Below are 21420 nucleotides of genomic sequence, written 5' to 3'. Positions count from 1 at the left end.
AAAGCCTATGTAACATTGAGCGCTTTTTTATTTCACTATTTCACTGCCACCATTGAGCCAAAATTAAAACATTGGAACCAAAGCTCGACTTGTGAAAATCCTACGTTTTTTAACCGCACTTTGTGGGTTTCAATGCTATCTGTACGCATCACGTTTTCCAAGGCCGTACGCTTTTGGCTCACTTCCAATTCGCTGTAACCGTTGGCACGCTTAAATTGGTGATGTAAATTAATCAGCAATTCATTCACTTTTTCATCTTCAAAACGAAATTTTTCTGAAAGTACTAAAACGCCATTAGGATTTAAACCTTGGTAAATTTTGCTGAGTAACGCTATGCGATCTTCTGGCGGTAAAAATTGCAGGGTGAAATTTAAAATCACCATGGAAGCATTTTTGATTTCAACATGGCGAATATCGTCACATAAAATTTCTACAGGCACGTCGCTATGATAGGCGGTAACATGTTGGCGACAGCGTTCCACCATTGGTTGGGAATTATCAATACCAATAATTTTTACATTGGGGTGATGAATATTACGACGTACGGAAAGGGTGGCGGCACCCCGCGAGCAGCCGAGATCATAAACATTGCTGTTTGCCGTCACAAAGCGTTCGGCAAGCATACCGATGGCAGTAATAATATTGGAATAGCCGGGAATCGATCGTTGAATCATATCGGGGAAGACTTCGGCAACGCTTTCGTCAAAAGTAAAATCGCCCAGTTTTTCAATAGGCGCGGAGAAAAGGGTATCTTTTTGCATATCATTTTGAAGAGAGTTAAAAGTGCGGTTATTTTAGAGAAAGTTTTATCAGGCGCAAATAAATTTCCGTTTCCAATTTAAAAGCAACATCAATTTCCGTATAATCAGCCCGTTAATTTCAGAATATAAAAGGAATATAAAAAATGATGCGTACACATTATTGCGGTTCTCTAAACCGTAGCCATGTCGGACAAGAAGTGATATTAAGCGGTTGGGTTCATCGTCGTCGTGATTTAGGCGGTTTGATTTTTATTGATATGAGAGATCGCGAAGGGATCGTACAAGTCTATTTTGATCCGAAATTTCAAGATGCCCTTACTGCCGCAAGTACGTTGCGTAACGAATTTTGTATTCAAATCAAAGGGGAAGTAATCCCGCGTCCGGACAATCAAATTAATCAAAATATGGCAACGGGTGAAGTGGAAGTGCTTGCCAAAGAACTCAAAATTTATAATGCTTCCGACGTATTACCGCTCGATTTCAACCAAAATAATACCGAAGAGCAGCGTTTAAAATACCGTTATTTAGATTTACGCCGTCCGGAAATGGCGGAGCGTTTGAAAACCCGTGCCAAAATCACCAGTTTTGTGCGCCGATTTATGGACGATAACGGCTTCCTTGATATTGAAACCCCAATGCTCACTAAAGCCACACCGGAAGGCGCGCGGGATTATTTAGTGCCGAGCCGTGTGCATAAAGGCAAATTTTATGCCCTGCCACAATCGCCGCAGCTTTTCAAACAGCTTTTGATGATGTCGGGGTTTGACCGTTATTACCAAATCGTCAAATGTTTCCGTGATGAAGATTTACGTGCCGACCGCCAACCGGAATTTACCCAAATCGATGTGGAAACCTCTTTCTTAACCGCGCCGGAAGTACGTGAAATTATGGAAAATATGATCCATGGCTTATGGAAACATATTCTCAATGTCGATCTCGGCAAATTCCCGATCATGACGTGGCATGAAGCGATGAGTCGTTTTGGTTCCGATAAACCGGATTTACGTAATCCGCTAGAGTTGGTCGATGTCGCAGAGATTGTTAAAGATGTGGATTTCAAAGTATTCCAGGGACCTGCGAATGATCCGAATGGTCGTGTTGCCGTGGTTCGTGTGCCGAACGGTAATGAAATGACACGTAAACAAATTGACGAATATACTCAATTTGTCGGTATTTACGGCGCAAAAGGCTTGGCGTGGTTAAAAGTGAACGATGTGAATACCGGTCTTGACGGTGTGCAAAGCCCGATCGCTAAGTTTTTAAATGAAGATGTGCTAAAAGCCTTGTTTGCCAAAGTTGGCCTGCAAACTGGAGACATTCTATTCTTTGGTGCGGATAAATGGAATGTTACTACCGATGCAATGGGCGCATTACGTTTGAAGTTAGGGCGTGATCTCGGTTTAACCCGTTTAGACGAATGGCAACCGCTTTGGGTTATTGATTTCCCAATGTTTGAACGTGATGAAGAAGGCTGTCTTGCCGCAATGCATCATCCGTTCACTTCACCGCGTGATTTTACCCCAGAAGAATTGGAAGCCAATCCGACTAATGCTGTTGCCAATGCCTACGATATGGTGATTAACGGCTATGAAGTCGGCGGTGGTTCTGTGCGAATTTTCGATCCGAAAATGCAACAAACCGTATTCCGTATTCTTGGTATTAACGAGCAGGAACAGCAAGAAAAATTCGGTTTCCTACTTGACGCTTTAAAATTTGGTACACCGCCGCACGCAGGCCTTGCCTTCGGTTTAGATCGCTTAGCGATGCTGCTTACCGGCACGGAAAATATCCGAGACGTAATCGCTTTCCCGAAAACCACCGCAGCAGCGTGTTTGATGACAGAAGCGCCGAGCTTTGCGAATCCGCAGGCGTTGAATGAGCTGGCAATTAGCGTTACTGCTAAAGAATAATCACAAAGCCCTTTAACTCACGGATTTAAGGGGCTTTTGTTAAGCGCAAGGGGTTACATTTCCTTGAAATGATGCAAAAAATAAAATGACACTACAAACTTATCAACACTGGCTAGTAAAATATTATAAACGTCGGCAGTGGTATGACTATAATCCCTTTATTCGTTTGAATTTTTTAACGGAGGAAGTCGGGGAATTAGCACAAGCGGTGCGGGCGTATGAAATCGGGCGGGATAGAGCTGATGAGTCGCAATTATCTCGGCAAGCCCGTTTGGCACATATTCGGGAAGAGTTAGGCGATGTGCTAAATAATGTGCTGATTTTAGCGGACAAATACCAACTTGAGCTGGCGGAGATAATGCAAGACAATCAACAAAAATTACAACGGCGTTTGGAGGAGACAGAATGAATATTACCGTTTATTGCGGTGCAAGTTTGGGCAATGATCCGGTTTATCAGGCTTCGGCGGTAAGTTTGGGTAAATGGATCGCCGCTAATCGGCATACGTTAATTTACGGTGGCGGACGAGCGGGGCTGATGGGCGTGATTGCCGACACCGTACTGGCTGAAGGCGGTAAGGTTATCGGCGTTATCCCAACTTTTTTGCAAGCGAGGGAATTGGCTCATGGCGGCTTAACTCAGCTGATCACCGTAGAGACGATGCAGGCGCGTAAGAAAAAGATGATTGAGCTGGGCGATGCTTATATTGCCTTAGCCGGCGGGCCGGGGACGCTAGAGGAAATTAGCGAGGTGATTTCGTGGGCGAGAATCGGGCAAAACCCGAACCCGTGTATTCTGTTTAATCAAAGTGGCTATTACAATTCCCTCAAAATGTTGTTTGAGCAAATGGTGAAATCAGCATTTCTCACAACAGAGGATTACCAAAAAATTTTATTTTCCGATGATTTAGAGGAAATCGCCCGCTTTATTGCCACCTATCAAGCGCCTGAGATTAGACGTTATTAAATGAAATATAAAAATCCCTATTCCGTTTTAGTGCTGATCTATGCCCAAAGTAGCGGGCGAGTGCTAATGCTTCAACGTCAAGATGATCCGACTTTTTGGCAATCCGTTACCGGTTCTTTAGAAGAAAATGAAACGCCACGTCAAGCGGTAATTCGGGAGTTGTGGGAAGAAGTGCGGTTAAAAATAACGGAAAATTCTACCGCACTTTTTGATTGCAATAAGAGCATAGAATTTGAAATTTTTCCACATTTCCGCTATAAATACGCACCGAATGTTACCCATTGCCGGGAACATTGGTTTTTGTTGGCAGTGGAACGGGAATTTATCCCACAATTATCGGAACATTTGGCGTATCAATGGGTCTCGGCGGAACAAGCCGTTAGAATGACAAAATCCCCGAATAATGCTGAAGCGATCAGAAAATATTTATTAAATGATACATTTGTTGAAACGAAAAATTATCCGTTTTAACAAAATAATTTTAAGAAGGAAAACAAAATGGCAGGTCATAGTAAGTGGGCTAACATTAAACACCGCAAAGCGGCACAAGATGCGCAGCGTGGGAAAATTTTTACAAAATTAATTCGTGAATTGGTGACTGCCGCAAAATTAGGTGGTGGCGATGTGTCGGCAAACCCACGTCTGCGTGCGGCGGTGGATAAAGCCTTATCCAGCAATATGACACGGGATACGATTAACCGCGCGATTGAGCGGGGCGTCGGCGGTGGCGATGACACCAATATGGAAACAAAAGTGTACGAAGGTTACGGTCCGGGTGGAACTGCTGTGATGGTTGAGTGTCTAAGCGACAACGCAAACCGGACAATCTCTCAAGTTCGTCCAAGTTTTACCAAATGTGGTGGAAATTTGGGTACGGAAGGCTCGGTCGGCTATCTCTTTAGTAAAAAAGGCTTGATTTTGATTGGAGCCGCAGATGAAGACGCTTTAACGGAAGCGGCGATTGAAGCGGGCGCAGACGATATTCAGCAGCAAGAAGACGGTAGCTTTGAGATTTATACCGCTTGGGAAGAATTAGGGACAGTGCGTGACGGTATTGAAGGAGCCGGTTTTAAAGTGGAATCTGCTGAAGTAACAATGATTCCTTCAACTACTGTTGATTTAGACGCAGAAACCGCACCGAAATTATTAAAATTGATCGATATGCTGGAAGAGTGTGATGATGTCCAGAATGTCTATCACAACGGTGAGATCAGCGATGAGGTTGCTGCACTACTTTAGTTTTTGCTCGAAGGAGTTCGAATGAAATTGATGAAATTTGCCCCGGCACTTGCAGCGGCACTCGTATTATCTGCCTGTTCAACCGCATCTGATGTTGTCTCAAACACCACAGATGCTATCAGCAAAACAACTAATGCGGTTGTAGGCGGTGCTTCACAAGCGGTAACTAGCGTGAAAGATGGTGTATCTAGCACAGTGAAAACCGTAACGGATAAATTAGATACTGCAACAAAATCGGCCGTGTATCTTTGTAAAGATAACACATTGGTTATTGCCACTTATGGTTTTGAGGCCGGTAAAGCGAAAAATGTAAATATTGCTTTTGGTAAAAAAGCGATCAAAGACTTAAAAGTCAATGAAAAAGCCCCAAACCCAGTAACCTTTGAATCTAAATCTTACCGTTGGAATGCTGATGTAGATTTCTCACTTGAAACATTTGATAAATCGTCTTCAGTAATGTTGACCAAATTAGGTAAACAAACCGATCAAATTTTAGTGAAAAACTGTAAAATTGATGAATTGGCTACCGCTAAAATGAATAATGAATAAGTAAGTATTTCAATTTGTTTTAAGGGACACCCAGTGTGTCCCTATTTTTTAGGTTGAGCGTAAATGACAATAATTTTAGGTATCGATCCAGGATCAAGAGTGACTGGTTACGGTGTCATTAAGCAAACAGGGCGACAATTAGATTACCTCGGCAGCGGCGCAATTCGTACGGTGGTGGACGATCTCCCCAGCCGTTTAAAACGCATCTATGCCGGAGTCAGTGAAATTATTCAGCAGTTTCAGCCGGATATGTTTGCGATTGAACAAGTCTTTATGGCAAAAAATGCAGATTCAGCACTGAAATTGGGGCAGGCAAGGGGCACAGCGATTGTCGCTGCGGTAAATCACGACTTGCCGGTATTTGAGTATGCGGCGAGATTAGTGAAACAAACCGTTGTTGGTGTGGGGGCAGCAGATAAGATTCAGGTTCAGGATATGGTTACGCGTATTCTGAAACTTTCCGATAAACCGCAATCGGATGCGGCAGATGCCTTAGCAATTGCGATTACCCACGCCCATACTATGAATCATTCTTTGCATATTGCGGGTTCTGCAAAAATAGTGGAAACCCAAGAAAAAATCACCGCACTTTTAAAAACTCGTTATAGCCGAGGGCGTTTTCGGTTAAAGAAATAACTGGATGTTCGTCCAGTTTTATTTTATTCTATGCAAAACTTTTATGCTTATGGATAAATTATGATTGGTCGTTTAACAGGTATTCTATTAGAAAAACAACCTCCTGAAATTTTAATTGATGTGCAAGGCGTTGGGTATGAGTTACTTTTGCCGATGACGAGCTTTTATGACTTGCCTGAGCTCGGACAGGAAACAACCTTGTTTACTCATCTTGCTATTCGAGAAGACGCCCATTTACTTTTTGGATTTGCACAAAAAACTGACCGCACTTTATTTCGTGAATTAATTAAAACCAATGGTGTTGGACCAAAATTGGCACTGGCAATTTTATCAGCAATGTCTGTTGAGCAATTTGCTTATGCAATTGAACATGAAGAGCTTTCCAAACTCGTTAAAATTCCGGGCGTAGGCAAAAAAACCGCAGAGCGTCTATTGGTTGAATTAAAAGGAAAATTTAAAGGTGTGAAACAAAATGAATTCTTTATAGAAAGTAAGCATATATCTAGCGAGCCTGCGGCTATTTCATATCAAGAAAACTCAGAAAATGAAGCCGTTTCGGCATTGATCGCATTAGGGTATAAACCAGCGGATGCTGCAAAAATGGTTAAAAGCGTGATAAAACCGGAATTAAATAGCGAACAACTAATTCGTGAAGCCTTAAAAGCGGCGTTATAAGGGAAAACGGATGATTGAAGCAGATAGAATTATTAGTAGTCAAGCGAAACTTGATGAAGACGTGATCGACCGTGCAATTCGTCCCAAATTACTGGCTGATTATGTTGGGCAGGCACAAGTATGCGAACAAATGGATATTTTTATTAAAGCCGCAAAATTACGCAAAGATGCTTTAGACCATTTGTTGATTTTCGGCCCTCCCGGGTTGGGTAAAACGACGCTTGCCAATATTGTAGCGAATGAAATGGGCGTGAATATTCGTACAACCTCAGGCCCTGTTTTAGAAAAAGCCGGTGATTTGGCAGCAATGCTAACGAATCTCGAACCCTATGATGTGCTGTTTATTGATGAAATTCATCGCCTTTCACCGGCTATTGAAGAAGTGCTTTATCCGGCAATGGAAGATTACCAATTGGATATTATGATTGGGGAAGGGCCGGCGGCACGTTCCATAAAATTGGAGTTACCTCCCTTTACTTTAGTAGGAGCAACAACGCGAGCCGGCTCTTTGACTTCGCCTTTACGCGATCGTTTTGGTATCGTACAGCGTTTAGAATTTTATTCGGTAGAAGATTTAACCTCAATTGTTGCTCGAAGTGCGGTTTGTTTAAACCTTGAATTAGAACAACAGGCTGCTTTTGAAGTTGCCCGCCGTTCTCGCGGCACCCCACGTATTGCTAATCGTTTATTACGCCGTGTACGTGATTATGCTGATGTAAGAAATGGAGGGGTGATTTCTTTGGATATAGCGAAGCAAGCGCTTTCTATGTTAGATGTTGATGATGCCGGCTTTGATTATTTAGACCGAAAATTATTGAGTGCCGTAATTGAGCGTTTTGATGGCGGGCCGGTTGGATTGGATAACTTGGCTGCAGCGATAGGTGAGGAGCGTGATACTATTGAAGATGTATTGGAACCTTACTTAATTCAACAAGGCTTTTTACAGCGTACTCCACGTGGAAGGATTGCAACAGCACAAACTTATCGCCATTTTGGTTTGCAAAAACTGGCATCTTAAACAAACGAATAACAAAAAAGACTTACTGAAATTTTCAATAAGTCTTTTTTGATTTAATACTTAGGTTAATTAGTTTGTTCGGAACTATCTTTCATACTATTTAGTTTCGCCAGTCCTACATTACAACTTTTTAGTTGGGTAGCAAGTTCCATTTCGAGAATTTGTTTTTTACTTTGATTGAGTTTATTTTTAATTTTACTAACCTGAGTATGTGTACCGGGCTGTTTTTCCGCTTGAATGATTAAATTTTCTGCTTCTTTAAATAATTGAGCACATTGCGGTAGCATTTCATTAGATTTCTGCGGTGCGGCAATTGTTGAAAATGACCCGAGTGAAAAAAGTGCGGTCAAAATCATTGAAATTTTCTTCATTGTGAAATCCTTTAACAAAAATTATCCAAATATCTCTAAATTTAGCCGTCGGTGAAAATAGCAAAATATGCAGTGAATGTCTAGATATTAATCAATATTTTTGTAGATGATTAATTTTTATTAGAAAATAGGCAAAATTTTTTCCAGTTTATATCAAAAATGTGAGCGAGATAACATTTTAGCTGTTTTTTATCCTTATGATTAGTTGTAGAATACTACCTATTCTGAGTTGTCTGCTTCATAATTCATCGTTTTATTTTATTGTAATTCTTAAAAAGGTTTATTATGTGTAGTGATTTAGTGTTTGCTTAATTGGATCTAGTGGTTTAATTAGGTATTTGGGGTGGTTATTTAAAGAATAGTCTTTATTAATCATAGTGAGTGACTTGTCATTTTTACAAGAGGTTGGGATGTTAGACGTTGTTGAACTTTCTCGCTTACAGTTTGCCTTGACTGCGTTATATCACTTCATTTTTGTCCCTTTAACATTAGGTTTGACTTTCGTATTAGTAATTATGGAAACCACCTATGTTGTAACAGGCAAAGAAGTCTATAAAGATATGACAAAATTCTGGGGTAAGTTATTTGGTATTAACTTTGCCCTTGGGGTGACTACCGGTATCATTATGGAATTCCAATTTGGTACTAACTGGTCTTACTATTCTCATTATGTAGGTGATATTTTCGGTGCGCCGTTGGCGATTGAAGCATTGCTTGCATTTTTCTTAGAATCAACATTTGTTGGTTTATTTTTCTTCGGTTGGGAGCGTTTATCGAAAGGTAAACATTTACTGACCACATACTGTGTTGCGTTTGGTTCAAATCTCTCCGCAATGTGGATCCTTGTTGCAAATGGTTGGATGCAAAATCCGGTCGCATCAGAATTCAACTTTGAAACTGTACGTATGGAAATGACCAGCTTCATGGATTTATGGTTAAATCCGGTTGCACAAAGTAAATTCTTACATACGCTTTCTGCCGGTTATGTAACGGGGGCATTCTTCGTATTGGGGATCAGTGCATACTATTTATTAAAAGGTCGTGATCTTGGATTTGCAAAACGTTCTTTCTCTATAGCTGCAACCTTTGGTTTTATTGCTTCTATCTCAGTATTAATTCTTGGTGATGAATCAGGTTACGATATTGGTAAAGCTCAACCGGTAAAATTAGCAGCGATGGAGGCAGAATTCGAAACCCAACCAGCTCCGGCATCATTTCATATAGCTGCAATTCCTAATACTGCTGAAATGAAAAATGATTTTGAAATCAGCGTACCGATGGTTGGAGGTATAGTTGCAACCCGTTCTTTTGATACTGAAATTACAGGTTTGAAAGAACTTCAAGCTTTAAATGAGCAAAGAGTGCGCAATGGTATTGTTGCTTATGATCTTTTCACTCAATTGAAAGCAGAGAAAAAAGCATCAGGTCAAGTTAATCCGGAAACGAAAGCAAAATTTGAAGATGTGAAAAAAGATCTTGGTTTCGGTTTATTGTTAAAACGCTATACGGATAAAGTAGTGGATGCGACAGAAGAACAAATTAAACAAGCTGCACGCGACACTATTCCAAATGTAGGCCCTAACTTTTGGGCATTCCGCGCAATGCTTGCTGTAGGCGGTTTACTTGCACTATTAGCACTGGGTGCTTTTGTTCAAAACTTACGTAATAAAGTGACTCAAAGTCCATTATTGTTAAAAGCATTATTATGGAGTTTGCCTTTACCTTGGATTGCTATTGAATGTGGTTGGTTCTTAGCTGAGTATGGTCGTCAGCCATGGGCTATTTATGAAGTGTTACCGGTCGGTGTATCCGCTTCAAATTTAGCTGTAGGTGATCTTTGGTTCTCTATTGGTTTAATTTGTGCACTTTACTTAGCGTTTATCATTGTTGAAATGTATTTAATGTTTAAATATGCACGTTTAGGTCCGAGTGCATTGAAAACCGGCAAATACTACTTTGAACAATCATCTAAATAAGCAGGAGACGAATTATGATTGATTATGAATTTCTACGTTTTATTTGGTGGGTGTTAGTCGTTGTATTGCTAATCGGTTTTTCTGTAACCGACGGATTTGATATGGGCGTGACCGCACTTTTACCTGTTGCGGGTAAAAAAGAAGTGGAACGCCGTATTATGATTAACTCAATTGCTCCTCACTGGGATGGTAACCAAGTTTGGTTATTAACTGCCGGTGGTGCAGTGTTTGCGGCATGGCCAATTGTATATGCTGTATCGTTCTCAGGTTTCTATATTGCACTTGTGTTAGTATTAGCCGCACTATTCTTCCGTCCAATCGGTTTTGAGTATCGTGCAAAAATTGATAACCCGACGTGGCGTGCTGTATGGGATTGGGGCTTATTTGCCGGTGGTTTTGTTCCTGCATTAGTTTTCGGTGTGGCATTTGGTAACTTATTACAAGGTGTTCCATTTGAATTTAATGAAATCGCACAGGTGACTTATACCGGTTCGTTCTTTGCATTGTTAAATCCATTTGCTTTGCTATGTGGTGTGATTAGCTTAGCAATGCTTGTAACACACGGCGCAAATTGGTTACAAATGAAAACGACCTCCGAATTAAGAGATAGAGTCCGTGCAATAACTCAAGTTGGTGCATTTGTAACTTTAATCGCCTTTATCCTTGCAGGTGTATGGTTATACTTCAAAGATGGCTATGTTGTTACCAGTACTATCGATCACTTTGCGCCATCTTCACCTATGGGTAAAGAAGTGGCAGTTGAAACCGGAGCATGGTTCAGAAACTTCAATGAGATGCCTATTTTGTGGATTTTCCCAGCCCTAGCAGTGGTGAGCGCATTATTGAATGTGATTTTCTCAAAAGCGAATCGTTGTGGTTTTGCATTTTTATTTTCTTCATTAACTATGGCTGGTGTGATTATTACTGCAGCAGTTTCTATGTTCCCATTTGTGATGCCTTCAAGCTCACATCCTGAACAGAGTTTATTAATGTGGGATGCAACATCAAGCGAATTAACGCTAACTTGGATGCTTTTCTTAGCGCTGGTATTTGTGGTTATTTCCCTTGCTTATACCGTTTGGTCATACTTCAAAATGTTTGGTCGTTTGGATGAAGGCTTTGTGGAAGAAAACACAAACTCATTATACTAAAGGAGATATGAGATGTTATATGTAATTTGGGTAGTGGGTATTTTAGCGGCAATTTTTGCTAGTGTAAAAGTCACAAAAAACAAAGAAAATTTAGGGCAATTTGACGAATAATGATTCAATTTCTCTATCAATATGTTAATAAGGGTTCGTTAAGAACCCTTTCATTTATCTTGGCGATTCTATTAACGCTTGCCTTTTTATTTAACTTCGATCTGTTTTCCACTCAATTAAGAACAACTAATCCATTTTGGGTTCTTTTCATTCTATGGGGAGTAGTTTGTGCATGGATTCATGGAATTGGCTTTGAAATTAACCGCACTTTTTGGCAGATAGTTTTTTTTCCTTATTTTGGCTATTTTGCGTTTTTACTTGCAATAGTTGTACATTATACATAAATCATACTCTAGCCATTTGAAAGTACTTGCGCAGAGTGAAAACTGACTCTAGAATAGCCGATTTCAAGCTGTTGAATGAGGAAAACAAAATGGATTCAAAAGTTTTTCGTTTCTCTGTGCGTGTTTACTATGAAGATACTGATGCCGGCGGTGTGGTTTATCATGCTCGTTATTTGCATTTCTTTGAACGAGCACGAACGGAGTATTTAAGAAAACAACGTTTTTCTCAGCAAAAATTATTGCAGGAACAACGAGGCGCATTTGTTGTCAAATCGATGGCAATTGATTACTGTGTTCCGGCAAAACTGGATGATTTTCTTATTGTTGAAACAGAGGTCGTCACAATAAAAGGGGCAACAATCCTCTTTGAGCAACGACTAATGAGAGATACAGTAATTTTGTCAACGGCTACTGTTAAGGTAGCCTATGTTGATCTAGGTAAAATGAAACCGGTAGCTATTCCAGCGGAAATAAAAGCTGCCTTTTCAGATAATATATAACCTTTCTCGGAGTAGGTAATGACTGCAGAATTGAACTTTTTAGATCTTTTTCTAAAAGCAAGTGTTGTTGTTCAACTTGTAATTGTAATTTTGATTTTATTCTCAATTATTTCGTGGGCAATTATTATTCAACGTAGCCGTGTATTAGCTAGCGCGTTGAAAGAGGCAAACACATTTGAAGATCGTTTTTGGTCCGGTGAAGATCTTAATAAATTATACGAGGGACTATCAAACCGCCGAGACGTATTAAGCGGCAGTGAACAAATTTTCTTTGTAGGATTTAAAGAATTTTCACGTTTAAAACAAGTCAATGCTGATGCGCCGGAAGCGATTATTAAAGGAACGACTCGAGCGATGAATTTGGCTATGAATCGTGAAATTGAAGGTCTTGAAAGTCGGGTTCCGTTTTTAGCGACCGTTGCTTCCGTCAGTCCTTATATCGGCTTATTCGGCACGGTTTGGGGGATTATGCATGCATTTATGGCGTTAAGTGGTGCGAAACAAGCTACATTACAAATGGTTGCTCCGGGTATTGCAGAAGCATTGATTGCTACGGCGATTGGTTTATTTGCAGCGATTCCTGCTGTAATGGCTTATAACCGTTTAAGTTTGCGTGTAAATGCAATTGAGCAAAATTATGGTAACTTTATTGATGAATTTACTACAATTTTACACCGCCAAGCCTTTGGTAAAGCACCACATTCCCATTAAAAAATAACAGGAAAATCAACCGCACTTTAAAGTGCGGTCATTTTTAGCGAAGTTTTAGAGGAAAATATGGCTCGTCGCTCACGTAAAGAAATTAAATCTGAAATTAATATTGTCCCGTTTTTAGATGTTTTACTTGTATTGGTGTTGATTTTTATGGCAACTGCGCCGATCATTAGCCAAAGTGTTCAAGTTGAACTTCCCGATTCAGTGCAAAGTCAAAATGTATCGAATGAAGATAAAACCCCTGTTATCCTAGAGGTCTCCGGTGTTGGTCAATATACACTTTCTATTGCGGGTGCTCGTCAAGAAGGTTTAACGGAAGAAATGGTAACTCAGTTATCAAAGCAGGAATTTGATAAAGACAATAATACGATGTTCCTCGTTGGAGGTGCAAAAGAAGTGCCTTATGAAGAAGTCGTTAAAGCGTTGAATTTACTTCATCTGGCAGGTATTAAATCGGTTGGTTTAATGACAAACCCAATTTAATAAAGTAGGTAGCACGTGCAGAATAATCGACAGAAAAAGGGGGCGAATGCGTTTGTTATTTCGATCCTAATGCACCTTGTCATGTTCGGATTGTTAATTTGGAGTTCTTTCTATCAAACCGTTGAGATTATGGGCGGTGGAGAAGGTGATGGCGATGCGTTAGGTGCTGTTATGGTTGATACCGGAAGTGCTGCGCAGGAATGGGGACGAATCCAACAGCAGAAAAAAGGTCAAGCCGATAAGCAGAAAAAGCCTGAACCTGTTGTTGAAGAGAAACCGACAATAGAACAAGAGGATGTTCGTCAACAAGAAATTGCGAAACAGGAAGAACTAAAACGCCAACAGGAAATTCAGCGTCAAAGGGAAATTGAACGTCAGAAACAAGAGGCTGCGGAAAAACAGAAACAGCTAGAAATAGCTCGTCAGGAAACCTTAAAAAAACAGGCTGAAGAAGCGAAGGTAAAACAGATGGCTGAAGCCGCTAAACTAAAAGCAGAGGCTGAGGCAAAACGTTTAGCAGCAGCGGCAAAACAGGCGGAAGAGGCGAAAGAAAAAGCAGCAGCAGAAGCTGCTGCGGAAAGAGCAAAAAAACAGGCAGAAGAAAAAGCTAAAAAACAAGCAGAAGAAAAACAAAAAGCTGAATTAGAAGCTAAAGCTAGAGCTGCCGCCGAGGCAAAAATAAAAGCTGAGGCAAAGGCTAAAGCTGATGCCGAAGCAAAAGCGAAGGCCGCAGCAGAAGCTAAAGAGAAAGCTGCCGCTGAGGCTGCTGCGAAACGTAAGGCAGATCAAGCTGCTTTAGATGATTTTATGAATGGCGGTAATATTGGTGGCGGTAGTGCTTCTAAAGGAGGCAGTGCCAATAAAGGGGGAACTCAAGGTAGTGGAGCCGGATTAGGCGCTGGTGACGGAGGCAAGGTTGGTGATCAATATGCCGGTGTAATTAAGAGAGAAATTCAGCGTCGATTCTTGAAAGATCCTAGTTTTGCCGGCAAAGTTTGCCGTATCAAAATTCAGTTAGGCAGAGATGGTACGATTTTGGGTTATCAAAAAGTATCAGGCCTGGAAGATATTTGTACAGCTGCGTTGAGTGCTGTTGCAAGAACAAAAAAAGTTCCTGCTGCGCCGTCTGATGCAGTGTACAATAAGTATAAAGCACCAATTATTGATTTTGATATTAAATAATTAATTTTTGGAAAGTGTTAATCAGTTTACTCAAGGGTAACAAAATGAAATTAATTAAAAAGCTTGTAGGCGTGTTTACAATCGTTCTTGCTGTTGTAGGCAATGCTGTTGCAGAAGATGAAGTTCGTATTGTGATTGATGAAGGTGTTGATGGGGCTCGTCCAATTGCAGTTGTGCCATTTGCAGGATCCGCAGCGGAAGATATTGGTAAAATTGTTGCGGACGATTTACGTAATAGTGGTAAATTTAATCCAATCCCTGTGGCTCAAATGCCGCAAAAGCCGACTTCCGCGTCTGAAGTTAATCCGGAGGCTTGGAGTGCTTTAGGTATTGATGCCGTTGTGGTAGGACAAGTAACAGCAACAGGTAGCGGTTATAACATTTCTTATCAGCTTGTTGATACGGTTGGCGCATCCGGTAATGCGGGGGGGGTGCTTGCTCAAAACAGCTATACTGTAACGAACAAATGGTTACGTTATGGTGCGCATACTGTAAGTGACGAAGTATTTGAGAAATTGACAGCTATTCGCGGTGCTTTCAGAACACGTATTGCCTATGTGGTACAAAAAAATGGTGGTTCACAACCTTATGAAGTACGTGTAGCGGATTATGATGGTTATAATCAGTTTGTAGTAAATCGTAGCTCCCAACCAATTATGTCTCCGGCATGGTCTCCGGATGGTAAACGTTTGGCGTATGTATCATTTGAAAATAGAAAATCACAGTTAGTTGTTCAGGATCTAGGTTCCGGTGCTCGCAAAGTTGTCGCTTCATTTTCAGGTCATAATGGTGCTCCGGCATTTTCACCGGATGGTTCTCGTTTAGCTTTTGCTTCGTCACAAGACGGAACCCTAAATATTTATGTGATGAGTTCAAATGGTAGAACGCCAACACAATTAACACGTGGATCTGGTAATAATACAGAGCCATCATGGTCACCAGATGGCAGCTCAATTTTGTTTACTTCAGATAGAGGCGGTTCACCTCAAGTTTATCGTATGAGCGCAAGTGGTAGTGGAGTAACCTTAGTAGGTGGTCGCGGTAGTGCTCAAATTAGTGCTGATGGTAAAACGCTTGTTATGATCAATGGTAATAACAATGTGGTTAAGCAAGATCTTGCAACCGGTGCTTCTGAAGTTTTAAGTACATCTTTCCTAGGTGAAAGCCCGAGTATTTCTCCTAATGGTATTATGATTATCTATAGTTCTACCCAAGGATTAGGAAAGGTGCTACAATTGGTTTCTGCTGATGGTCGCTTTAAGGCGAGTCTTCCAGGAAGTAATGGCCAAGTAAAATTCCCAGCTTGGTCTCCATATTTAACTAAATAAAAATGTGATTAGGAGAATCTAATGAACAAATTTATTAAATCATTATTAGTTGCAGGTTCTGTAGCAGCATTAGCAGCATGTAGTTCTTCTAGCAACGATGCAGCTGGCAACGGTGCAACAAACGGTCAAACTTTCGGTGGTTATTCTGTTGAAGATCTTCAACAACGTTACAACACAGTATATTTTGGTTTTGACAAATATAATATCGAAGGTGAGTACGTTCAAATCTTAGATGCGCATGCTGCATACTTAAATGCAACTCCGGCATCAAAAGTGATTGTTGAAGGTAATACTGATGAGCGTGGTACACCTGAGTACAATATTGCTTTAGGTCAACGTCGTGCGGACGCTGTTAAATCTTTCCTAGCCGGTAAAGGTGTGGAAGGTAGCAAAGTTTCAACAGTTTCTTATGGTGAAGAAAAACCTGCAGTATTAGGTCATGACGAAGCGGCATATTCTAAAAACCGTCGTGCTGTATTAGCATACTAATTTTAGATAAGTTTGATTTTCTAAGGGTAGAGATTTAGATCTCTACCTTTTAGTTTTTATCCCTATATTTAGAAAATTGGTGACTATTCCATCAATTAAATAAAAAATAGAAAAATTTTCTTGCGTAGAAAAATAAAATCAGTATTATACGCGTCTGTCACAAATGATGTGGGTCGTTAGCTCAGTCGGTAGAGCAGCGGACTTTTAATCCGTTGGTCGAAGGTTCGAATCCTTCACGACCCACCATCTAATTTTATACTTCTCCTCTAGTCATTACTAATTAGTGCTTGTACTTAGGTATCTAATCTCTTTCTAACTAAGTCTGACTTTTCGTTTTATTGATAAGTAATCCTTATTTTTAAAATAAGGAAATTCTTGACCTAAATTCAAGGTTATTATGATAGAATGCCCCGAGTTTTTAATCAGATAATGAAGCGTAATGTTTGATCGTGTTCGAATTGTTCTCATCGAAACCTCACATAGCGGGAATATTGGATCTGCAGCAAGAGCGATGAAAACAATGGGGCTGTCTCAGTTGTATCTTGTTTCGCCTAAATCTATTGATGAGCAATCTATTGCACTTGCCGCAGGTGCGGATGATATCGTTAATAATGCAAAGATAGTGTCAAGTTTTGACGAAGCGGTGGCTGATTGCTCTTTAGTAATTGGAACAAGTGCACGCTTACGTCATTTACAAAACACATTAATCGAACCAAGGGCATGTGCAGAAAAAGTGGCAAAGCATCAGGGTAAAGTCGCCATTGTTTTTGGGCGAGAGCGTGTGGGATTGTACAATGATGAATTATTGAAATGCCATTATCACTTAACGATTCCGGCTAATCCTGATTATTCTTCATTGAATTTAGCAATGGCTGTTCAGTTGGTTAGTTATGAATTGCGTATGGCGTATTTAGCCAAGGAGCAGGATTTCTCGTCGCTTGTCTCAAAAAATTCGACAGAAAGCCAATCGGTGACGCTTCAAGATATGGAGTATTTTTTTAATCATACCGAACAGCTGTATCAATCTCTTGGATTTATTCAAAATCAAGGGGTGATGCAGAAATTAAGACGTTTATACAATCGTGCAAATATAGAAAAAAATGAGCTAAATATTCTGCAAGGTATGCTAAGTGCGGTTGAAAAACGGTTAAATTTGCCCAAGATAGATAGTTGATTATTTTGGTCAGATATGTAAACATTGGCGCAATTTTTTAAGGAAACTTTATGAAACTTACCTCAAAAGGACGCTATGCGGTGACCGCAGTGCTAGATATCGCACTAAATGCAGAATCTGGTCCGGTGAGTCTTGCTGATATTTCTGAACGTCAAAATATTTCATTATCTTATCTAGAACAACTTTTTGCTAAATTGCGTCGTGACGGATTAGTGAAAAGCGTCCGTGGACCTGGTGGGGGGTATCAGCTTGGATTACCAAGCGATAGCATTTCTGTAGGCATGATTATTTCTGCAGTAAATGAAAATATCCACGTGACAAAATGTCTAGGTAGAGGAAATTGCCAAAACGGGAAAGAATGTTTAACTCATGCTCTTTGGGAAGACTTAAGTAATCGTATTGAAAGTTTTTTGAATGAAATTACTTTAGCGGAACTTGTTAGTAAGCGTGAACAAAAGCGCCAATCGCATCATGATTTTGAAAATTTAATATTAATGAATCCATAAAGGAAAGTAGTCGCACGTTTTAAAGTGCGGTCAAATTTGGAATGTTTTTAGGAGTGAAAATGAATTTACCTATTTATTTAGATTATGCAGCAACCTGTCCGGTAGATGAGCGTGTTGCAAAAAAAATGATGGAATTTTTAACCATTGATGGCACCTTCGGAAATCCGGCTTCGCGCTCACATAAATTTGGTTGGCAAGCGGAAGAAGCCGTGGATATTGCTCGTAACCAAATTGCCGATTTAATCGGTGCGGATTCTCGCGAAATCGTATTTACATCCGGTGCAACGGAATCTGATAACTTAGCAATTAAAGGGGCGGCTCATTTCTACCAAACCAAAGGTAAGCATATTATTACCTGTAAAACAGAACATAAAGCGGTATTGGATACTTGCCGCCAGTTAGAGCGTGAAGGTTTTGAAGTAACATATTTATCGCCGGAATCCGATGGGATAATTGATTTAGAAAAATTCAAGGCCGTACTTCGTCCGGATACGATTTTAGTTTCCATTATGCATGCAAATAATGAAATTGGTGTGTTGCAGGATATCAAAGCGATTGGGGAACTTTGTCGTGCAAATAAAACCATTTTTCATGTAGATGCGACCCAAAGTGTCGGTAAGATAGCAATTAATCTTGCCGAATTACCGGTGGATTTGATGTCTATGTCCAGCCATAAATTGTATGGACCTAAAGGTATTGGGGCGTTGTATGTTCGTCGTAAACCGCGAGTGCGTTTAGAAGCGATTATCCATGGTGGTGGCCATGAGCGAGGTATGCGTTCCGGTACGTTACCAGTTCATCAAATTGTGGGGATGGGCGAAGCCTATCAAATTGCAAAAGAGCAAATGGCAACTGAAATGCCGCGTTTAAAAGCACTTCGTGATCGCTTATATAACGGTTTAAAAGATATCGAAGAAACCTATGTAAATGGCTCAATGGAACATCGTTTAGATAATAATTTAAACATTAGCTTTAACTATGTAGAAGGAGAATCTTTAATGATGGCATTGCGTGATATCGCGGTATCATCAGGTTCTGCTTGTACTTCTGCAAGTCTTGAACCGTCTTATGTATTACGTGCATTGGGTTTGAATGATGAATTGGCTCATAGTTCGATTCGTTTCACACTAGGGCGTTATACTACCGAAGAAGAAATTGATTACACCATTAATTTAGTAAAAGGTGCGGTTGAAAAATTACGCGCATTATCCCCATTATGGGATATGTTTAAAGAAGGAATTGACCTCAACACGATTGAGTGGTCAGCTCACTAGGACTTCACTTGCCGTTCGTGATGTTTCGGATCAAAACGGCATTTATCTCAATTTAAAAAAGGAAAGTTAAAATGGCTTATAGTGAAAAAGTAATCGATCATTATGAAAACCCGCGTAATGTAGGTTCTATGGATAAGAAAGACAGCTCGGTCGGTACTGGTATGGTAGGTGCACCGGCCTGTGGTGACGTGATGCAGTTGCAAATCAAAGTAAATGATAACAACATTATTGAAGATGCAAAATTTAAAACCTACGGCTGTGGTTCTGCTATTGCCTCAAGTTCACTTATTACGGAATGGGTGAAAGGCAAATCTCTAGAGGAAGCCGGTGCGATTAAAAATAGCCAAATTGCTGAAGAGTTAGAGCTTCCTCCGGTGAAGGTTCACTGTTCGATTTTAGCAGAAGACGCTATTAAAGCGGCGATTGCCGATTATAAAGCAAAACAAGGCAAATAATGGAAAGTGCGGTTGATTTTGACCGCACTTTTACTGATTTTGGGGAAAATCATGAGCATAACATTAACAGAAAAAGCGGCACAACGTGTTAAGGCTTTTTTGGATAATCGAGGTAAGGGGATTGGTTTACGCTTAGGCGTGAAAACATCCGGTTGTTCAGGTTTGGCATACGTGCTGGAATTTGTCGATGTACTAAATGATGAAGATCAGGTTTTTGAACAAAATGGCGTGAAATTGATTGTAGATCCGAAAAGTTTGGTATATCTCAATGGCATTGAGTTGGATTATGTAAAAGAAGGGTTAAATGAAGGCTTTAAATATAATAATCCAAATGTGAAAGAATCCTGTGGTTGTGGTGAAAGTTTTCACGTTTAACACTTTAGGTTAAAGTAAGAATAATGTTAAATCCCTTTGAAATTTTTAATTTACCGGTTGATTTTCAGCTTGATATGCAAAGTTTAAATACACGTTATTTAGAGATGCAAAAAACCTTGCATCCAGATAATTTTGTCTCTTCAACTGCGGTTGAGCAACGCATTGCAATGCAAAAATCAACAGAAGTGAATGATGCCTTAAAAACGTTAAAAGATCCTATTTTACGAGCTGAAGCAATTATCTTAATGAATACCGGAGAACAAAAAGATCTTGAACAGAAAAGTGTGCAAGATGTGGCGTTTTTAATGCAACAGTTACAGTGGCGTGAACGATTGGAAAACTTAGAAAATCAAAAAGATGAAACGGCGTTAGATAATTTTGCAAAGGAAATTAAGCAAGAAACGTTGCAATTATTGACCGCTCTTTCCGATACATTGCGCTCCCAACAATGGGAAAAAGCCTCACAGTTATGTGATAAATTACGTTTTACGCGTAAACTAACCGAAGAAATTGAACGTGTAGAAGAACATCTATTTACGTTTTAAAGTACAATGAAAATTGCTCGAACTTAGCGATATATCCATAAATTATGCAAACCATTGAACAATTGACTTCTCAGGAAAATTCCGCTTGGCCAATCCTTTCCCAATGGATCGCTCAGGCACGCAATGATTGCCAGGTTATCAAAAAAGATCAAACCAGTGCTGAGCGAGAACTGTTTACGATGCAAATGCCGATTTCCTCCCCAATAGGGGCAGTAATTTATGAAACAGGCGGTATTCTCATTCATTACGGTTGGTTACGAATTTTGGGATCCGGTAGCTTTACATTACCACGCGGTTTAATGGATTGGAATTTCAGCAAATCATTCCAAAAATCAGGTGAAAAACCTAAATATTTATTAGTGGCAGATGATGTCATTGGCGGTTATTTTGCTTTAAACGGTGGATCTTTGGGTGATGCGCTCGGCAAAATTTATTATTTTTCACCAAAAGATTTAACTTGGCATAATCTGAATTTTACTTATACCGAATTTTTAGCTTGGGCGTTAAATGGCAATGTAGAGGCATTCTACCAAGATTTATTTTGGCAAAATTGGCAAGAAGATGTGAAACGGCTTGATGGTAATCAAGTGTTTGTATTTACACCGGATCTAAGTGAAGACAAAACGACAGCAATCAGCTTACGCCAAAAACGTGAAGTGAATATTGAAACCCACTACAATGCTTGTTTTGCTGAAAAAGAAAAATTTGACATGGCATACTCTGTTGCATAACGAATAAAAAAATAGAA

The 21420-nt window shown here is 40.1% G+C and carries 27 protein-coding genes and 1 tRNA gene; 26 read left to right on the top strand and 2 right to left on the bottom strand.

From position 1 onward, the window contains the following. Positions 1-35: 35 nt before the first annotated feature. On the bottom strand, positions 36-761 hold the full coding sequence (cmoA, locus tag FEE42_RS04285; RefSeq protein WP_077550882.1) for a carboxy-S-adenosyl-L-methionine synthase CmoA: 726 nt from the start codon (positions 759-761) through the stop codon (positions 36-38). 143 nt (positions 762-904) lie between these two features. Here cmoA and aspS point away from each other — a divergent pair, with 143 nt between their 5' ends. The 9 genes from aspS (at position 905) to ruvB (ending at position 7754) form a co-directional block, all read left to right on the top strand. Further along, entirely contained in the window at positions 905-2671 is a 1767-nt protein-coding gene (gene aspS / locus FEE42_RS04280; RefSeq protein WP_164027783.1) for an aspartate--tRNA ligase, read from the top strand. Positions 2672-2756: 85 nt separating this feature from the next. Beyond that, on the top strand, positions 2757-3080 hold the full coding sequence (locus tag FEE42_RS04275) for a MazG nucleotide pyrophosphohydrolase domain-containing protein (RefSeq protein ID WP_135969325.1): 324 nt from the start codon (positions 2757-2759) through the stop codon (positions 3078-3080). Continuing rightward, positions 3077-3637: an LOG family protein gene (locus FEE42_RS04270; RefSeq protein WP_059365651.1), complete on the top strand. Its 561-nt coding sequence runs from the start codon at positions 3077-3079 to the stop codon at positions 3635-3637. Before FEE42_RS04275 ends, FEE42_RS04270 begins: the two co-directional genes overlap by 4 nt. Continuing rightward, positions 3638-4108, top strand: a complete 471-nt coding sequence (nudB, locus tag FEE42_RS04265) for a dihydroneopterin triphosphate diphosphatase (protein ID WP_059365650.1) — start codon at positions 3638-3640, stop codon at positions 4106-4108. A 27-nt stretch (positions 4109-4135) separates the two neighbouring features. Then, entirely contained in the window at positions 4136-4876 is a 741-nt protein-coding gene (locus FEE42_RS04260) for a YebC/PmpR family DNA-binding transcriptional regulator (RefSeq protein ID WP_059365649.1), read from the top strand. Positions 4877-4897: 21 nt separating this feature from the next. Further along, on the top strand, positions 4898-5425 hold the full coding sequence (locus FEE42_RS04255) for a hypothetical protein (protein ID WP_059365648.1): 528 nt from the start codon (positions 4898-4900) through the stop codon (positions 5423-5425). A 63-nt stretch (positions 5426-5488) separates the two neighbouring features. Further along, positions 5489-6061, top strand: coding sequence for a crossover junction endodeoxyribonuclease RuvC (gene ruvC / locus FEE42_RS04250; protein WP_059365647.1), 573 nt, complete (start codon positions 5489-5491; stop codon positions 6059-6061). Positions 6062-6121: 60 nt separating this feature from the next. Beyond that, positions 6122-6736 carry a Holliday junction branch migration protein RuvA gene (gene ruvA / locus FEE42_RS04245; RefSeq protein WP_059365646.1) on the top strand — a complete coding sequence of 205 codons (615 nt, stop codon included), beginning with the start codon at positions 6122-6124 and terminating at the stop codon, positions 6734-6736. Between the two features lie 10 nt (positions 6737-6746). Further along, positions 6747-7754, top strand: a complete 1008-nt coding sequence (gene ruvB / locus FEE42_RS04240) for a Holliday junction branch migration DNA helicase RuvB (protein WP_059365645.1) — start codon at positions 6747-6749, stop codon at positions 7752-7754. A gap of 65 nt (positions 7755-7819) precedes the next feature. Here the strand turns inward: ruvB and FEE42_RS04235 are convergent, their stop codons facing one another. Continuing rightward, complete coding sequence (locus FEE42_RS04235) at positions 7820-8125, bottom strand: DUF5339 domain-containing protein (RefSeq protein ID WP_059365644.1); 306 nt, start codon at positions 8123-8125, stop codon at positions 7820-7822. Positions 8126-8535: 410 nt separating this feature from the next. Between FEE42_RS04235 and FEE42_RS04230 the strand changes: the two genes are divergently transcribed. The 17 genes from FEE42_RS04230 to FEE42_RS04150 all read left to right on the top strand — a co-directional run bounded on the left by FEE42_RS04230 (position 8536) and on the right by FEE42_RS04150 (position 21403). After that, positions 8536-10101, top strand: coding sequence for a cytochrome ubiquinol oxidase subunit I (locus tag FEE42_RS04230; RefSeq protein ID WP_059365643.1), 1566 nt, complete (start codon positions 8536-8538; stop codon positions 10099-10101). Between the two features lie 14 nt (positions 10102-10115). Continuing rightward, positions 10116-11252, top strand: coding sequence for a cytochrome d ubiquinol oxidase subunit II (cydB, locus tag FEE42_RS04225; RefSeq protein WP_135969329.1), 1137 nt, complete (start codon positions 10116-10118; stop codon positions 11250-11252). A 110-nt stretch (positions 11253-11362) separates the two neighbouring features. Then, the gene (gene ybgE / locus FEE42_RS04220; RefSeq protein WP_059365641.1) at positions 11363-11647 is read left to right on the top strand and encodes a cyd operon protein YbgE; all 285 of its coding nucleotides are present in this window, start codon (positions 11363-11365) and stop codon (positions 11645-11647) included. Positions 11648-11736: 89 nt separating this feature from the next. Further along, positions 11737-12147 (top strand): tol-pal system-associated acyl-CoA thioesterase, encoded by a 411-nt coding sequence (ybgC, locus tag FEE42_RS04215; RefSeq protein WP_059365640.1) that lies wholly within the window; start codon positions 11737-11739, stop codon positions 12145-12147. Positions 12148-12165: 18 nt separating this feature from the next. Continuing rightward, positions 12166-12858 carry a protein TolQ gene (gene tolQ, locus FEE42_RS04210; RefSeq protein WP_164027782.1) on the top strand — a complete coding sequence of 231 codons (693 nt, stop codon included), beginning with the start codon at positions 12166-12168 and terminating at the stop codon, positions 12856-12858. A gap of 66 nt (positions 12859-12924) precedes the next feature. Then, positions 12925-13344: a colicin uptake protein TolR gene (gene tolR / locus FEE42_RS04205; RefSeq protein ID WP_164027781.1), complete on the top strand. Its 420-nt coding sequence runs from the start codon at positions 12925-12927 to the stop codon at positions 13342-13344. Positions 13345-13359: 15 nt separating this feature from the next. Continuing rightward, positions 13360-14526 carry a cell envelope integrity protein TolA gene (gene tolA / locus FEE42_RS04200; RefSeq protein WP_164027780.1) on the top strand — a complete coding sequence of 389 codons (1167 nt, stop codon included), beginning with the start codon at positions 13360-13362 and terminating at the stop codon, positions 14524-14526. A 44-nt stretch (positions 14527-14570) separates the two neighbouring features. After that, entirely contained in the window at positions 14571-15854 is a 1284-nt protein-coding gene (gene tolB, locus FEE42_RS04195; protein WP_164027779.1) for a Tol-Pal system beta propeller repeat protein TolB, read from the top strand. A gap of 21 nt (positions 15855-15875) precedes the next feature. Continuing rightward, positions 15876-16343, top strand: a complete 468-nt coding sequence (pal, locus tag FEE42_RS04190) for a peptidoglycan-associated lipoprotein Pal (RefSeq protein ID WP_059365635.1) — start codon at positions 15876-15878, stop codon at positions 16341-16343. A gap of 170 nt (positions 16344-16513) precedes the next feature. After that, positions 16514-16589 (top strand) — tRNA-Lys (locus FEE42_RS04185). A gap of 193 nt (positions 16590-16782) precedes the next feature. After that, a complete protein-coding gene (trmJ, locus tag FEE42_RS04180; RefSeq protein ID WP_059365634.1) occupies positions 16783-17517 on the top strand; it encodes a tRNA (cytosine(32)/uridine(32)-2'-O)-methyltransferase TrmJ in 735 nt (244 codons plus the stop codon). A 50-nt stretch (positions 17518-17567) separates the two neighbouring features. Further along, positions 17568-18023 carry a Fe-S cluster assembly transcriptional regulator IscR gene (iscR, locus tag FEE42_RS04175; protein ID WP_059365633.1) on the top strand — a complete coding sequence of 152 codons (456 nt, stop codon included), beginning with the start codon at positions 17568-17570 and terminating at the stop codon, positions 18021-18023. Between the two features lie 59 nt (positions 18024-18082). Next, positions 18083-19297 carry an IscS subfamily cysteine desulfurase gene (locus FEE42_RS04170; RefSeq protein WP_059365632.1) on the top strand — a complete coding sequence of 405 codons (1215 nt, stop codon included), beginning with the start codon at positions 18083-18085 and terminating at the stop codon, positions 19295-19297. Positions 19298-19368: 71 nt separating this feature from the next. Beyond that, positions 19369-19752: a Fe-S cluster assembly scaffold IscU gene (iscU, locus tag FEE42_RS04165; protein ID WP_059365631.1), complete on the top strand. Its 384-nt coding sequence runs from the start codon at positions 19369-19371 to the stop codon at positions 19750-19752. A 51-nt stretch (positions 19753-19803) separates the two neighbouring features. Beyond that, positions 19804-20127, top strand: coding sequence for an iron-sulfur cluster assembly protein IscA (iscA, locus tag FEE42_RS04160; protein ID WP_059368798.1), 324 nt, complete (start codon positions 19804-19806; stop codon positions 20125-20127). Positions 20128-20150: 23 nt separating this feature from the next. Next, complete coding sequence (gene hscB, locus FEE42_RS04155) at positions 20151-20672, top strand: Fe-S protein assembly co-chaperone HscB (RefSeq protein WP_135969332.1); 522 nt, start codon at positions 20151-20153, stop codon at positions 20670-20672. A 44-nt stretch (positions 20673-20716) separates the two neighbouring features. Next, on the top strand, positions 20717-21403 hold the full coding sequence (locus FEE42_RS04150; protein WP_164027778.1) for a DUF2625 domain-containing protein: 687 nt from the start codon (positions 20717-20719) through the stop codon (positions 21401-21403). Positions 21404-21420: the final 17 nt, after the last annotated feature.

This window comes from Rodentibacter caecimuris (genome assembly GCF_010587025.1).
Classification (GTDB): Bacteria; Pseudomonadota; Gammaproteobacteria; order Enterobacterales; family Pasteurellaceae; genus Rodentibacter; species Rodentibacter caecimuris.
The sequence above is the reverse complement of the archived record's forward strand: the minus strand, read 5'-3'. Positions and strand labels throughout refer to the sequence as shown.